The sequence below is a fragment of the Vibrio wakamikoensis genome (assembly GCF_050337275.1).
GTDB classification, from domain to species: Bacteria; Pseudomonadota; Gammaproteobacteria; order Enterobacterales; family Vibrionaceae; genus Vibrio; species Vibrio chaetopteri.
The window spans coordinates 34,323-50,153 of the sequence record NZ_JAKJST010000026.1 but is presented as its reverse complement, the minus strand read 5'-3'; the positions used below and the strand labels follow the sequence as shown (position 1 = coordinate 50,153).

Here is a 15,831-nt window from a genome sequence, read left to right as displayed (position 1 = left end):
GGGCGCGGATTAAGGGGAAAACGTTGTATGAAAGAAAGTCACTTTTTCGCTCACCTCGCTCGCATGAAACTGATCCAACGTTGGCCTCTCATGCGCTCAGTCTCTACCGAAAATATCTCCGAACACAGCCTGCAAGTCGCGTTTGTCGCTCATGCCCTTGCCATCATCAAAAACAAGAAGTTCGGTGGCAATACCAATCCAGAACGCATTGCGATTTTAGCGATGTACCACGACACCAGCGAAGTATTGACCGGTGATTTACCTACGCCAGTTAAATACTACAACCCAGAAATCGCCAAAGAATACAAAAAGATAGAAGCCGCTGCCGAGCACAAACTTTTGTCACTTCTGCCGGATGAGTTTCAAGAAGACTTTAAGCCATTTTTGCTCTCCAACGCCGCTCACGAAGAGGACTCACAAATAGTGAAGCAGGCGGACTCTATCTGTGCGTATCTCAAATGCCTTGAAGAACTCAGCGCAGGCAATCATGAGTACGCGCTCGCCAAGAAACGCTTGGATGAAACGCTGCAACAACGAAAAACACCGGAGATGGATTACTTCCTTCACACTTTCGCCCCAAGCTTCGAACTGTCACTCGACGAAATTAGCTAGCACCAGGAGAGATAATGACATTAGGTAACTGCACTCCAAACGCCATTTCTCTTGATCCATTAGACATCTGGCAAGTCAGGCACAGTGACGAGCACAAACTTCGCCGCAACGATCATCGCGACCCTTACCAGCGCGACCGAGCACGCATTCTTCACTCTGCTGCATTTCGCCGCTTACAAGCAAAAACGCAGGTTCATGGCACGGGCGTGAATGACTTTCATCGCACCCGATTGACACACTCTCTGGAAGCCGCGCAAATCGGCTCTGGCATTGTGGCCCAGCTCAAGCAAAAGCAGCCACAATTCGCAGAGTTACTGCCAAGTGATGCGTTAATCGAGGCATTGTGTCTGGCGCACGACATTGGCCACCCGCCCTATGGCCATGGTGGTGAAGTAGCACTGAACTATATGATGCGAGAGTATGGTGGCTTTGAAGGTAACGCCCAAACGTTTCGTATCGTGACCCAGTTAGAGCCTTATACTGAAGCCCACGGGATGAACTTGACTAGAAGAGCCTTGTTAGGGCTTTTGAAATACCCTGCATTTATTAGCCAAACGCGCACGGACAAGCAGCCTCATGCTGTGGCCAATCAGCGTCAGTTGAAAGCCAAAGACTGGTCGCCAGCAAAGGGTATCTACGATAAAGACTCGGTGCAGTTCGATTGGGTACTGCAGCCGTTAACCCCGCCCGACAAGGCGCTATTTCAGACCATGCGCGCACAGCAAACATCACCTCTAGGACATCGCAAAACTCGATTTAAATCGCTCGATTGCTCCATTATGGAGCTTGCTGATGACATCGCTTATGGCGTCCATGATTTGGAAGATGCGATTGTGCTGGAGCTTATTGATGAGCAGCGATGGCAGCAAAGTGCGGCAGAAGCGTTAAGAAATCTAGAACCAAACTGGTTAACCCAAAATATTGATTCTATCTCTGAGCTGTTATTCTCCGGTAAGCACTATGAACGCAAGGACGCCATTGGCGGTATCGTCAATGCGCTATTGACCAGTATTAGAGTCGAGCCAATACCAGACAGCCAATTTGAGAGTCCGCTACTGGCATATAACGCCTACCTTGAAGAAGGGATGGCTGCAGTGCTTGATGTGCTCAAACAGTTCGTTAGTCAGTATGTGATTCAAGTGCCAAGGGTTCAAATTTTTGAGTATAAGGGGCAGCAAATCATTATGGATCTGTTTGAAGCCTTTAGCGCCGATCCTGAGAGACTGTTGCCTGAGTCGACGTGTCAGCTGTGGAGAAAAGCCTGTGGCCAGCATGACGATGGCATGCGCGTCATCGCCGACTACATCTCGGCCATGACCGATGGCTATGCGCAGAAGATGCATCAGCAATTATTTGCGGCAAGCTAAGATAAGCCAGGGAAGCGTTAAGTCGCCACTAACGCTTCCCTGAACTAACGCTTCCCTGAATAATTTCGCTCAAACACACCTTTTGGCATATTGTCGATTTGAAAGCCGATCATCTCATTGAACGCTGTAATTAACGGCGTAAAGTCGACATTAGGTTCAATCGACTCAAGCAGATGAAAGCCTGCTTCAACCGTCGACAGCGCATTACTTGATGGGGCTTTTCGAATACGGTAGTCACCTATCAAATCATCGGCAAGTTTTACAAGAGCTAGCGAATGTAAGTTGGTCGATAGCTTCCACATTTTAAAGGCTTTCTTCCACGTACCATCAAGCAGTATGACGCGGAGCGGTTTATGCCCCGCCTTAGTTTTCACCTCAGACACTGTTCGCGCACCCTCTCCCGGATAGAGAACCACACTTTGATAGCGCTTATCGTCCAGTAACGTATTGAGCTCGTCATGCAGACTAAAATCTTCGCCAATAAACAAACGTGCATTCTTAAGGGAAAGCGACAGAATGCGTGCCGTACCCAGTGGCCGCTTTTCTTCACTGCTATGCTGCAAAATGATCAATTGTGTGTCACAGTGGATGCGTTCTATCCACTGACAAATACATGCCCGCTTAGCTTTGAGGCATTTTGGACAATAACGAGACATGGACACTTCTTTCGTCATAAGGCTATCGCTGTTTAGTTTACTGTGCGCATTACTGCAAATCCCTGCGCTACAGAACTGGGTTGAATGGAACAAACTGGCTATATACTCCGGCCAGTGGTGGCGGATAGTAACAGGAAATTTCTCACACACCAACTTAGCACACCTTGGCATGAACCTAGCCGCTCTCTGGGTGATCTGTTATCTGTTTCGTCCCAACTGGCGCCTCCTAATGTCAGTCACCCTTTTCAGCGCCGCTGTAATTGGCACTGGTCTGCTCCTTAGTTCACTCAGCTACTATTTGGGACTCTCTGGCATTTTGCACGCTATCTTCGCGTTTTGGGCGCTTAAAGAGTCTCTTGAGAGTCGAAAATCAAGCTGGCTGTTGGTGATTGGTGGGGGGGTGAAAGTAGGATGGGAGCTGTATTTTGGTGGGTCGGCGGCAACATCAGCGTTAATTGAAGCTAATGTGGCAGTACAAGCCCACGCTATTGGATTAGCCGCGGGCTTTGGATTGGCACTACTCTACCACTATCGCAGCGCAGCCGTTAAAGGGTAATTCGGTCGCGGTTTTTTTCTACCGTCGCTGCGCCGATGCCTTTGACCTGGGTTAAATCATCAGCAGACGTGAACTTACCGTGCTGCTTGCGATAATCAACAATCTTTTGCGCCTTCTCAATACCGACTCCTTTTAAGAGCTCTGCCAGCTCCTCTGGCTCGGCTTGGTTAATATTTACCGTAATGTCTATACCTTCCAGTTTGTCACCGTCAGCGGCCCATACAGTGGCGGTAGGCGCCGCTAGCAACATAACTGCAAGCCAAAGTGTTGTGAGTAATTTCATGATTGTCCCTATTTGTAGTTGGTTTAGGAGTGAGCCAACATAATGGAAGCGAATTTGGATGGAAGTCTGACAGGGTGAAACTATAACGGACTGCATAAGCAGTCCGTTATTATTGAACTATCAGTTACATTCAAGTGTGAATGAACTAATACTGTCTCAGCTTACCGAGCTGGTAATAGCTGAGCACCTGATTATTGAGCGTCTAGGAAGTACTCAATTTCAGTGTTACTGCGTAGGATAGCAATCACAGAGCTGATGTCTTGCTGAGTCGCCTCACGAATCATCTGTGCACCAATTTGCTCGTTGTAAGCACTGTTGTAATCTGACATCACTTTGTTCAGTTCAACGACAACAACATTGCCTTGCATGTCTTTAGTTTGAGCGAAGCTTGCTGCACCTTCTTCTGGTTTAGACATTGCGAACACAGTACCTGCTAGAGGTGAACTGCGATCGATAGTTTCTAGCTCACCAAAGGTTAGACCGTTTGCGTTAAGCGCATCCGATATGCCTTCTTTAAGCTCATTAACCAGTTGAACACCAAGTTCCATTGCCGCTTGCTCACCTTTCACTTTCGCTAGCTGAGTTTCAACTTGCTCTTGCACCTCTTCGATAGGAAGTACAGTTTGCTCGCGAAGGTCGTCAACACGAACCACAATGATGTGCTCAGGAGCCACTTCCATCACTTCAGAGTTCAGGCCATCTTCTTTCACTTCTGGTGATTGAATAGCTTGCATCACTGTCGCTGACTTCAAGATTTCAGGTGCATCGATTTGCGAGATAAAGTCAGTCGTTACCACCTTCTGGTTAACGGCCTCTGCTGCGTCATCCAATGAATCTGGGTATTCGAACGCGACTTTCTCTAGCTCATTTTGCAGGCTGTAGAACTCATCAATCGCAACTTGGTCTTTAAGCTCAGCAACAATCTCAGCTTTCACTTCAGCAAGTGGCTTAGATTCTGATGCTTTAACCGCGTCCAATTGAATGATGTGGTAACCGAAGTCAGATTTAACCAGACCAGTGCGATCGCCAACGTTAACCAGTGCAAATGCGGCTTCTTCGAACGCAGGATCCATAACGTCACGTTCAATCCAACCTAGTGAACCGCCTTCTTCAGCACTGCCGATATCTTCAGACTTTTCTTGCGCTAACGTTGCAAAGTCTGCGCCTGCATTTAGCTCATCAAGGATAGCTTGTGCTTTCGCTTCATCATCACCTTGAACAAGAATGTGGCTAACTTCACGTTGCTCATCCGTCGAGTACTTATCTAGGTGCTCATCGTAGTATTGCGTAACATCTTCATCTGTCACTGTTACGCTGTCTTTAAGCGCTTGTGCTGATAGCTCGATGTAAGATACTTTTACTTGCTCTGGGCGAGTAAATTGAGCAGGGTTTTCTTGGTAGTACTGCTGGACTTCTTCGTCTGTAATCACGGCTTTGTTAGCAAACTCTTCAAGCGATAGCGTAAGAGTTTTAATGTCACGTGTTTGAGTCAGCAGTTTGCCTTGTGTTTCAATTTCACTTGGCAATGTGAATTCGCTGCCTTGAAGTGCGCTTAGCAATTGGCTACGCACTAGGTCACGACGAAGGTATTCTGCAAAGCTGTCAGCAGTGAAACCAGCACGACGTAGCGTTGCTTGGTAAAGTTCTGAGTCAAATTTGCCGTCGTTTTGAAACTGCGGCATTTCAAGCATCATAGTACGAATTTGAGAATCGCTGATGCGAAGACCTAGAGATTCCGCGTGTTGCTCAATGAGCACATCGTCGATCATGCGATCGAGTACCGATTTACGGAAAGAAGCGACATAGCTTGGGTCGCCAAGTAGAGTCGAGAAGTACTCGCCCATTTGCGACTGCATACGATTACGCTCGTTTTGATACGCCTGCTCAAACTCGCCACGACCGATCTCAACATTACCCACTTTGGCAGCTGTGTTACCGATACCGCCAGCGATATAGCTGCCAACACCTGCAAACACAAAAGACAAAATAATGAGTCCTAAGATAATTTTAACCGCGATGCTATTCACGCCCTCGCGAATTCGCTCCATCATAATTTTATTACTCTCCAGAAAGGAAGGGTTATCTTCAACTGCATGGGATAATATCAGAAAAAGAAATGCGCATCAGTAAGATGCGCATATTTAAAAAAGGTTCGACTTTATTTGTCGATCAAGCTTGTTGAAAGCTTAATTTTTGTGCAGTCAATGTAAGATTTACGACTAACTGCAACAAAAGATTAGTTACAAGCGTCTTTAAGCGCTTTACCCGCCTTGAATGCAGGAACTTTAGCTTCAGAGATTTGGATCTCTTCGCCAGTTTTTGGGTTACGACCAGTACGAGCAGCACGAGTACGTACGCTGAATGTACCAAAGCCAACTAGAGCCACTTGATCACCTTCTTCTAGAGTAGTGCTAACTGCTTCGATGAAAGCGTCTAGTGCACGACCAGCTGAAGCTTTAGATAGATCTGCGTTTTCTGCGATTTTTTCCACTAATTGTGTTTTGTTCACTGTGTTTCCCCTTTCTGTTACCTAATTATTATTTTTTAAAGGTAACGTTAGTTCCATTCTCGTAGTTAAAGACTCCAAGCCTTGTCCAACAAGGGCTTCAGAGTTACATAGCTAAAGTTAGTGCCACAAAAAAACGCTGACAAGCTTTTTTTACTTATCAGCGTATTTCTTTTAGCTAAATTTGGGGCACATCACTATTTTACAGGCTCAAACGCCGCTCCAAGCGGTGCTCGCTCAAGTGCTACCTCAAGAACTTCGTCAATCCATTGAACAGGAATCACCTTCAAATCAGCAATGACGTTATCAGGAATCTCTTCTAGATCACGTTCATTGTCCTTTGGAATCAACACGGTTTTGATACCACCGCGGTGTGCAGCAAGCAGCTTCTCTTTCAAGCCACCAATTGGCAGTACTTCGCCACGCAAGGTGATTTCACCCGTCATCGCCACTTCTGCTTTCACTGGGTTACCCGTCAAGCTAGAAACCAGCGCGGTACACATCGCAATACCCGCACTTGGGCCATCTTTAGGTGTTGCCCCTTCTGGTACGTGTACGTGGATATCACGCTTCTCGTAAAAGTCGGTATTGATACCTAACTTTTCAGCGCGAGAACGAACTACCGTCATCGCTGCTTGAATAGACTCTTGCATCACGTCGCCAAGTGAGCCCGTTTGCGTTAGCTTGCCTTTACCAACCATCGCTTCTGTTTCGATAGTCAGTAAGTCGCCGCCTACTTCTGTCCAGGCGAGGCCAGTCACCTGACCAATACGGTTGCTGTCATCAGCTTTGCCGTAGTCGAAGCGCTGTACGCCAAGATATTCTTTCAGATTGTCTTGGTTGACCGTCACCTTCTTCAGTGCTGGGTCAAGTAGGATGTTCTTCACCGCTTTACGACAAATCTTCGAGATTTCACGCTCTAGGCTACGTACGCCCGCTTCGCGAGTGTAGTAACGGATGATGCCGATGATCGCAGAGTCTTCAATTTCAATCTCGTGCGGCTTCAGACCATTGCGTTGTACCTGTTTCGATACAAGGTGACGCGTTGCAATGTTAAGCTTCTCGTCTTCGGTATAACCTGACAGACGAATCACTTCCATACGGTCTAGAAGAGGGCCAGGGATGTTCATCGAGTTCGACGTCGCCACAAACATAACGTCTGACAGATCGTAATCCACCTCAAGGTAGTGATCGTTAAAGGCATTGTTTTGTTCTGGATCTAGAACCTCAAGCAGAGCAGATGACGGGTCGCCACGCATATCCGATGACATCTTATCGATTTCATCAAGGAGGAACAGCGGGTTCTTAACACCCACTTTCGACATTTTCTGAATCAGCTTACCGGGCATAGAGCCGATGTAGGTACGACGGTGACCGCGGATTTCCGCTTCATCACGCACGCCGCCAAGCGCCATACGAACGTACTTACGACCCGTTGCAGCTGCAATAGAGCGACCTAGAGAAGTCTTACCTACGCCTGGAGGACCGACAAGACAAAGGATTGGACCTTTAAGCTTGTTGATACGGTTTTGTACCGCCAAGTACTCCAGAATGCGTTCTTTCACGCGCTCTAGACCGTAGTGGTCTTCATTCAGTACTTCTTCTGCTTTAGCGAGGTTTTTCTTAACCTTAGAGCGCTTCGCCCACGGTACGCCTACCATCCAATCGATATAACTGCGAACCACCGTTGCTTCCGCTGACATAGGAGACATCATCTTAAGCTTCTGCAGCTCTTGTTCTGTCTTCTCTTTTGCTTCCGCCGGCATTTTTGATTCTTCGATTTTCGCTTTTAGCGTCTCGAACTCATCTGGCGCATCATCAAGGTCACCCAACTCTTTCTGGATAGCCTTCATTTGCTCATTCAAGTAGTACTCGCGCTGAGATTTCTCCATCTGCTTCTTAACGCGGCCGCGAATTCGCTTCTCAACTTGTAACAAGTCGATTTCAGATTCCATTTGCCCCATCAAGAACTCGAGACGCTCAGTCACATCAAGTAGCTCAAGCACTTGCTGTTTGTCAGCAAGTTTTAATGGCATATGTGCAGCGATGGTGTCTGCAAGACGCGCTGCTTCATCAATTCCACCCAGAGAGGTGAGCACTTCTGGTGGGATTTTTTTGTTGAGCTTGATAAAGCCTTCGAATTGGTCAATCGCGCTGCGCACAATAACTTCTTCTTCACGCTCTTCAAGTTCAGGAGTAATTAGGAATTCTGCATCCGCAACAAAAAAGTCTTCGTCACGGTAGCTGCTGATGTTCGCTCGTTGCTGACCCTCAACCAGTACCTTCACTGTACCGTCAGGCAATTTGAGCAGCTGTAGAATCGTCGCCACTGTACCTGTAGTGTACAGGTCATCAATTTTTGGCTCTTCAGTATCTGCTTCTTTTTGAGCTACTAGGAGTACTTGCTTGTCATTGTCCATCGCAGCTTCTAAACAGCTGATCGACTTTTCGCGGCCAACAAACAAAGGAATCACCATGTGTGGGTAAACCACAACGTCGCGCAGAGGCAATACCGGGATTTCTATACGCTCGGAACGTTCCAAGTTCATATTATTCTCTCTTCCGCTTAGTATTATTTTCAGTATATGGGGGCGTAATCGTTGGATTCAATAAAGAAAATAAAAAAAGGAGGTAATCAATACCTCCTTTTTGAGTGAACTTGGCAAATTACTCTGCGCTTGCCACTTGATTGTCGTTGTTGGTGTAGATAAGTAGCGGTTCTGACTCGCCATTTATCACGCTTTCATCGATAACCACTTTGCTCACATCGGTTGCCGATGGTAGCTCATACATGGTTTCTAGAAGCACGCCTTCAAGGATTGAACGAAGGCCACGAGCACCTGTTTTACGCTCCATTGCCTTGGCAGCAATGGCACGCAATGCATCTTCGCGGAACTCAAGTTCAACACCTTCAAGCTCGAACAACGCGCCATACTGCTTAGTCAGGGCGTTCTTAGGCTCGTTTAGGATTTGGATAAGTGCATCTTCATCAAGTTCCGTCAGGGTCGTTGTGACCGGAAGACGTCCAATGAACTCAGGGATAAGGCCGTATTTCACCAAATCTTCTGGCTCTACTTGAGTGAATAGCTCACCAACGGTTTTAGATTCGTCTTTAGAGCGAACTTCCGCGCCAAAGCCAATACCCGTACCTGTCGCTACACGTTGGTCAATCACTTTATCTAGGCCGGCAAACGCACCGCCACAGATAAATAAGATTTTAGACGTGTCCACTTGCAAGAACTCTTGCTGTGGATGCTTACGACCACCTTGAGGTGGTACAGAAGCGATAGTACCTTCAACCAGTTTAAGTAGTGCTTGCTGAACACCTTCGCCAGACACATCACGTGTGATTGACGGGTTTTCAGCCTTACGTGAGATCTTATCGATTTCATCGATATAAACGATGCCACGCTCTGCTTTTGCTACGTCGTAGTCGCACTTTTGCAGTAGTTTCTGAATGATGTTTTCTACGTCTTCACCAACATAACCGGCTTCGGTTAGTGTTGTTGCGTCGGCCATAGTGAATGGAACATCAAGGAAACGTGCAAGCGTCTCAGCAAGTAGCGTTTTACCACTACCCGTTGGACCGATAAGAAGGATGTTACTCTTACCGAGTTCAACACCGTCAGCCGTTGTATCACCATTGCGCAAGCGCTTGTAATGGTTGTACACGGCAACAGAGAGAACTTTCTTCGCATAGTCTTGACCGATTACGTAATCGTCTAGGTGCGCGCGAATGTCTCTTGGCGTTGGCAACGCTTCAGATTCCTTCTTCGGCAGCACATCTTTGATTTCTTCACGGATAATGTCGTTGCATAAATCAACGCATTCATCGCAAATGTAAACAGACGGACCTGCGATTAGCTTGCGAACTTCGTGCTGACTTTTACCACAGAAAGAGCAGTACAACAGTTTACCGCTACCGCCCTCTTTGCTTTTATCTGTCATTCGCTAACCTCTTAGCCTTTACTTTCTATGTTTTGAGTGTATATCAATTTAGACTATATTGCGCCCGAGAATTCATTTTTCAAGGGCCGCAATCCAGTCTTATTTCACTCAAACGATGACGGGTTAACCGCGATGGGTTAAAACTTCGTCGATAATACCGTATTCAGCTGCTTGAGCCGCTGACATGAAGTTGTCACGGTCAGTATCTTTTTCAACCACTTCGATTGGTTGGCCCGAGTGCTCAGCAAGAAGTTTGTTTAGCTTCTCTTTGATTGTCAGGATCTCTTGCGCGTGGATCTGAATGTCTGACGCCTGACCTTGGAAACCACCAAGTGGTTGGTGAATCATTACGCGAGAGTTTGGTAGCGCAAAGCGTTTACCTGGCGCACCACCAGCAAGTAGGAAAGCACCCATCGAGCATGCTTGACCAGTACATAGCGTGCTGACGTTAGGCTTGATGAACTGCATGGTATCGTAGATAGACATACCCGCAGTAACACTGCCGCCTGGTGAGTTGATGTAAAGGAAAATATCTTTGTCAGGATTTTCTGATTCTAGGAAAAGCATTTGGGCGACGATGAGGTTCGCCATGTTGTCTTCCACTTGACCAGTCAAGAAAATGATTCGTTCTTTTAGAAGTCGCGAATAAATATCGTAAGAGCGTTCGCCACGGGAAGTTTGTTCAACCACCATAGGTACTAGCGCGTTCATAATTGGCGACATTGCATTTTTTTCTTGGTAGCTCATATTCTTATGTCCCTAAAATAAATGGCCCGGATGATAAACATCATACGGACCATTGTTAGCAGAGAAGTCGACTCTAAGTCAACCTTCTATACAAGATATTGCTTATTAAGCTGCAGGCTGTTGGTTCATTAGCTCGTTGAAGCTAACTTCTTTGTCAGAAACCTGTGCTTTAGCTAGGATCGCGTCGATCGCTTGCTCTTCTAGTGCAACGTTGCGCATGTTGTTCATCATTTGCTCGTTTTGCTCGTAGTAAGCGATAACTTCTGATGGATCTTCGTATGCTGTTGCCATTTCAGAGATAAGCTCTTTCACTTTCTCATCGCTAGCTTCTAGCTCTTCAGACTTGATCACTTCACCTAGAAGAAGACCAACCACTACGCGGCGCTTAGCTTGCTCTTCGAATAGCTCACGTGGAAGCTGTGCAGCAGCTTCTGGGTTGCCGCCGAAGCGTTGTGCAGCTTGCTGACGTAGAGCACCGATTTCTTGATCGATTAGCGCAGCAGGAACGTCGATGTCGTTCTCTTTAACTAGACCGTCAAGAGCTTGCTCTTTGATGCGGTTCTTGATTGCTTGCTTAAGCTCACGCTCCATGTTCTTGCGAACTTCTGCTTTAAGAGCGTCAACGCCACCTTCAACAACACCGAACTTAGCAACGAACTCGTCGTTGATTTCTGGTAGTTCTTGAGCTTCAACCTTGATCACTTTGATTAGGAACTTAGCCGCTTTACCTTTTAGGTTTTCAGCGTGGTAATCTTCTGGGAAGTTTACGTCGATTTCGAATTCCATACCCGCAGTCTTACCTTGGATACCGTCTTCGAAGCCTGGGATCATGCGACCAGCGCCCATTTCTAGTGGGAAGTTCTCAGCTTTACCGCCTTCGAACTCTTCACCGTCGATAGAACCAGTGAAGTCGATAGTTACACGCTTGCCGTCTTCAGCAGCTTCTTCAACGTCAGTCCAAGATGCTTGTTGCTTACGTAAAGTTTCGATCATCTCTTCAACGTCTGCGTCTTGTACTTCAGTCGTTGGTTTTTCAACAACAACGCTCTCTAGACCCTTAAGTTCTACTTCTGGGTACACTTCGAAAGTTGCAGTGAATACTAGATCTTTACCAGCTTCGTTCTCAACAGGAGCGAAAGTTGGTGCACCTGCTGGATTGATTTTTTCAGAAACGATTGCTTCGATGAAGTGACGTTGCATAACTTCACCCATCACGTCTTGACGTACTGCTTGGCCGTACATTTTAGCAACCATCTTCATTGGCACTTTGCCTTTACGGAAACCATCGAAACGACGGTTTTTCGCGATGTTGCGTAGTTCAGCTGTCACTGCGTCTTCGATGTTAGCAGCAGGAACAGTAATGTTTAGACGGCGCTCTAGGCCCTCTAGAGTTTCAACAGTAACTTGCATTGTATAAACCTCAGTTTGGCTCAGTGTTGGCTGAGCGTATGAGCGTCAATATCTCAAAGATATTTCCGCTTCATCCTTGTTAGTACCCAAAGGTACTTCTTTAAAATGAGCATCGATAACCAGTCAGCGGCACTTTATAGAGCACCTTGCTTTGGTTATCGGACTAATGAGTGACGTCTTCGTCATGCTGAACGGGTCAACTTAAAGGCATCTCTGATTAGTCTCAGGACAAAATTTCAGACGCGACATTCTAGCGATCTCCACCTACCCTGTCGAGTCGAAGTCGGGTCAATCGACGCTTTTGTCGCTAATTACTCAAAGAATTGGGGAATCATTGCTGTTTTCTCCCAAGTCCACATTGAAATGGGGACAATATCGTCTTTTTCAAGAGATTGAAGGGCTTTTTTTAGTGAAAGACTAAAAAAGAGATCTTGCTCCTGTTTTGCAGCTTTTCCACCTCTCAGAATTCATAACTTTTTCGCCACAAGTTAGTCATATTCGTTAACCTATAGGTGTTAGGCTGTAGAGGTAGTTTCATGCGATTAAAACGAATTTTAGTGAGCTTTATAGCGCTGTTTGTTTTTATCTCCACTGCTGCGGGGCATTGGTACTGGCATCACAGCTTAGAGACGATGCAATTACAGCATCAAAACTGGCTCAATCGCTTTGTTGAAACCATAGATAGCAAGCTCGACAAATACCGTCATATTCCCCAACTTTTGTCTCAAGACAAAGAGTTAGTCGATGCATTGCAAGCGCCCAATAACTCGGCTCAAATTGAAGTGACCAATCGTTACCTGCAGCAAGCGAACAAAATCATTCTTGCCTCCGACACTTACCTGCTAGACCGCTACGGCAACACTATCGCTTCGAGTAACTGGAATCTTCCCCATTCCTTTGTCGGCAAGAACTTTGCTTTTCGCCCTTATTTTCAATATGCGATTGAAGGCAAACAGAGCGCCTACTTTGCGCTAGGTTCTACTTCAGGACAGAGAGGATACTATTACTCGTTTCCCGTAACTTATGCCGCAGACCACATCGGCGTGGTCGTGGTGAAAATGGATCTCTCTTCCATTGAGCGAAGTTGGCAAAGCGACACCAGCATTTACGTGGCCACCGATAGCAACAACATTGTGTTTATGTCTAGCGACTCTGAGTGGCTATTTAACAGCCTAACGAATATTGACGAAGACACACTCACCACCGTCCGAGACTCTAGACAATATCTGCAAACCCATATCAAAAGCCTCGGCTTTCAAGGTGACCTGTTGGCAAGCACTACCTTGCTTACCAATCCCAAAGGGAACCTCTTTACTAAGCACTACTTAGCCACTCAACGGGAGTCTGGGATTCCCAATCTGATACTGCGCGTGCTGACGCCACTATCTGCGCTCTACGTCGACCTGATCGGTTTTATCAGCGTGCTAGCTTTGGTGTTTATTTCAATCTATCTGTTCGTTGCCCTTGCCGAAAATCGCCGGTACCGCCACAGGCAAATCGAGCAACTGCAAGCAGAAGCGAAGCAAAAACTTGAATTTCAAGTGATGGAAAGAACAGCGAAGTTACATGTAGAAATTGATGAGCGTGTCAAAACCGAAAAAGCGCTTCGACAAGCTCAAGATGAGTTGGTTCAAGCAGCCAAACTGGCGGTGCTAGGGCAGATGTCGGCCAGCATTAGCCATGAGCTTAACAATCCACTCGCCGCTATCCGCAGCTTTGCTGAAAATGGTCAGCGCTTTATCGACAAACACAAGGTCGATCGAGCTAAAGATAACCTTAGCCGTATTGTTGCCCTTACCGAGCGAATGGCCAAGATCAGTCAGCAGCTCAAATCCTTTGCCAGACGCAGTGATGCCAATGAACTTAGTGAAGTGAAATTGGCGCCCGTGGTGTTTTCGACTATTGAGCTTATCCAACCGCAGCTTAAGAGCCATCAGGTTAAACTGGATTGCGTCGTCGATCAGCAAGATATCCTAGTCCTCATCAACCCAATTCAACTTGAACAAGTGCTGATCAATCTAATGACCAATGCCATGCAAGCGATGGAGAGTTGCACCGAAAAGCGGTTAAATTTAACTATAGAGCTCACAGATTCGGCAGTCATGATCCATGTTGACGATTCTGGCCCGGGACTGGCCGATTACTCCTCGCCAACCCTGTTTGAGCCTTTTTACACCACCAAAGAAAACGGCTTAGGGCTTGGGCTTTCGATCTCACAGCAAATTATTCACAACCTCGATGGACACATCCATGTGAGCGAGTCCGCTCTTGGTGGCGCGCGCTTTAGCGTCGAGCTACCTTTTTCTCAATCTATAAAAGCATCCAATCAACCCGCCAAAACATCCACAAGGAAGCCTGTATGAGCCAAGTGTTTTTTATTGATGATGAATCTGATATTCGAATCGCCTTGGAACAAAGCTTCGAGCTTTCCGATATCGACGCAAGGTGTTTTGCCAGTGTTGAGGATGCCCTACTCGTTCTCAAGCAAGAAACGCCCTTGGCCATAATTTCCGATATTCGCTTACCCGGTTTGTCAGGTTTAGATCTACTCAACACCATCAGTCATCATTACGATGGTATTCCTGTAATTTTGATTACTGGGCATGGCGATATTTCCATGGCCGTTCAGGCAATCCAAGATGGTGCTTACGATTTCATTGAAAAACCGTTTTCCGCTGAACGCTTGATTGAGACTACCCAAAGAGCAATTGAAAAGCGCCACCTTACCTTAGAGAACGAACAGCTAAAGCGCTCTCTAAAGGCAAGCCAAACGCTAGGCCCGAGGATCATTGGCGACACCCCTGTAATTCAAACTCTGCGTGAGACGATTGGAATGATTGCCGATACTGATGCCGATATTCTGCTCTTTGGTGAAACGGGAACAGGGAAAGAGTTGGTCGCCCGTTCGCTGCACGAGCAAAGCAGTAGGCGCGATGCTAACTTTGTCGCCGTCAACTGTGGTGCAGTGCCTGAAAACTTAATTGAAAGCGAGCTGTACGGTCATGAGAAAGGCGCATTTACTGGTGCAGAGAATACTCGGATTGGTAAGTTTGAACATGCCCAAGGGGGCACACTATTTCTTGATGAAATTGAGTCAATGCCAATGCAGGCACAGATCCGCTTGCTGCGTGTATTACAAGAGCGCGCTATCGAGCGAGTAGGCTCCAATACCCTCATCCCACTAAATATTCGCGTCATCGCAGCAACCAAAGCCGATCTCAACCAAGCGTCATTAAAGGGTGATTTTCGCCAAGATCTCTATTACCGCCTGAATATCGTCACGCTTGACCTCCCCCCGCTTCGAGACCGAAAAGATGATATCGCAGCGCTTTTTCACCACTTTCAACTGGTCGCAGCATCGCGTTATGGCAAAACCGCCAACGCACTCTCCGCGGCAGAACTCAGCCAATTAATCAGCCATGATTGGCCTGGTAATGTTAGAGAGCTGAGAAACTGTGCCGAGCGTTTTGTCCTGCTTGGTAAAATTCAAGCCGGTAATGCCCAAAATGATGACCAAGAGCGTGGCCAAAGCCTCGCTGAACAGGTGGGATTGTTTGAAAAAAGTGTCATTGAGCAGGCTCTGGTTGACACCCATGGCAGCATTAAGCAAACCATGGAAAAGCTCAATGTCCCGAGAAAAACATTGTACGATAAAATGCAGAAATATCAGCTTATTAAGGAGTCCTACAAAAGCGACAGCTAAAATAAGGTAGAACTGTGATACATATCTCCTATACTTGAAAGTG

General features: G+C 46.7%; 13 protein-coding genes. 5 read left to right on the top strand and 8 right to left on the bottom strand.

What is annotated here, in order from left to right:
- The first annotated feature begins 27 nt into the window (after window positions 1-27).
- Entirely contained in the window at window positions 28-612 is a 585-nt protein-coding gene (gene yfbR, locus L4C42_RS15835) for a 5'-deoxynucleotidase (RefSeq protein WP_353498133.1), read from the top strand.
- Between the two features lie 14 nt (window positions 613-626).
- Window positions 627-1,979 (top strand): anti-phage deoxyguanosine triphosphatase, encoded by a 1,353-nt coding sequence (locus tag L4C42_RS15830; protein ID WP_418641658.1) that lies wholly within the window; start codon window positions 627-629, stop codon window positions 1,977-1,979.
- Window positions 1,980-2,023: 44 nt separating this feature from the next.
- On the opposite strand, the gene L4C42_RS15825 is transcribed toward L4C42_RS15830, so the two are convergent.
- Entirely contained in the window at window positions 2,024-2,635 is a 612-nt protein-coding gene (locus L4C42_RS15825) for a tRNA-uridine aminocarboxypropyltransferase (RefSeq protein WP_353498130.1), read from the bottom strand.
- Between L4C42_RS15825 and rrtA the strand changes: the two genes are divergently transcribed.
- Window positions 2,634-3,191: a rhombosortase gene (gene rrtA, locus L4C42_RS15820; RefSeq protein WP_353498129.1), complete on the top strand. Its 558-nt coding sequence runs from the start codon at window positions 2,634-2,636 to the stop codon at window positions 3,189-3,191. The genes L4C42_RS15825 and rrtA overlap by 2 nt on opposite strands.
- Here rrtA and L4C42_RS15815 read toward each other — a convergent pair.
- The 7 genes from L4C42_RS15815 to tig form a co-directional block, all read right to left on the bottom strand.
- Window positions 3,181-3,441: a ComEA family DNA-binding protein gene (locus L4C42_RS15815; protein WP_418642294.1), complete on the bottom strand. Its 261-nt coding sequence runs from the start codon at window positions 3,439-3,441 to the stop codon at window positions 3,181-3,183. The two genes, rrtA and L4C42_RS15815, sit on opposite strands and share 11 nt — an antisense overlap.
- A 224-nt stretch (window positions 3,442-3,665) precedes the next feature.
- Window positions 3,666-5,525 carry a peptidylprolyl isomerase gene (ppiD, locus tag L4C42_RS15810; protein ID WP_418641659.1) on the bottom strand — a complete coding sequence of 620 codons (1,860 nt, stop codon included), beginning with the start codon at window positions 5,523-5,525 and terminating at the stop codon, window positions 3,666-3,668.
- A 185-nt stretch (window positions 5,526-5,710) separates the two neighbouring features.
- On the bottom strand, window positions 5,711-5,983 hold the full coding sequence (locus tag L4C42_RS15805; RefSeq protein ID WP_006075676.1) for an HU family DNA-binding protein: 273 nt from the start codon (window positions 5,981-5,983) through the stop codon (window positions 5,711-5,713).
- A 194-nt stretch (window positions 5,984-6,177) separates the two neighbouring features.
- The gene (gene lon, locus L4C42_RS15800; RefSeq protein WP_429761202.1) at window positions 6,178-8,529 is read right to left on the bottom strand and encodes an endopeptidase La; all 2,352 of its coding nucleotides are present in this window, start codon (window positions 8,527-8,529) and stop codon (window positions 6,178-6,180) included.
- Between the two features lie 118 nt (window positions 8,530-8,647).
- On the bottom strand, window positions 8,648-9,928 hold the full coding sequence (gene clpX / locus L4C42_RS15795; RefSeq protein WP_429761200.1) for an ATP-dependent protease ATP-binding subunit ClpX: 1,281 nt from the start codon (window positions 9,926-9,928) through the stop codon (window positions 8,648-8,650).
- A gap of 123 nt (window positions 9,929-10,051) precedes the next feature.
- A complete protein-coding gene (gene clpP / locus L4C42_RS15790) occupies window positions 10,052-10,675 on the bottom strand; it encodes an ATP-dependent Clp endopeptidase proteolytic subunit ClpP (protein ID WP_042499015.1) in 624 nt (207 codons plus the stop codon).
- 105 nt (window positions 10,676-10,780) lie between these two features.
- Window positions 10,781-12,085: a trigger factor gene (tig, locus tag L4C42_RS15785; RefSeq protein ID WP_429761198.1), complete on the bottom strand. Its 1,305-nt coding sequence runs from the start codon at window positions 12,083-12,085 to the stop codon at window positions 10,781-10,783.
- Window positions 12,086-12,621: 536 nt separating this feature from the next.
- Between tig and L4C42_RS15780 the strand changes: the two genes are divergently transcribed.
- Window positions 12,622-14,448, top strand: a complete 1,827-nt coding sequence (locus L4C42_RS15780; RefSeq protein WP_429761196.1) for a sensor histidine kinase — start codon at window positions 12,622-12,624, stop codon at window positions 14,446-14,448.
- On the top strand, window positions 14,445-15,788 hold the full coding sequence (locus L4C42_RS15775) for a sigma-54-dependent transcriptional regulator (protein ID WP_429761195.1): 1,344 nt from the start codon (window positions 14,445-14,447) through the stop codon (window positions 15,786-15,788). Before L4C42_RS15780 ends, L4C42_RS15775 begins: the two co-directional genes overlap by 4 nt.
- Window positions 15,789-15,831: the final 43 nt, after the last annotated feature.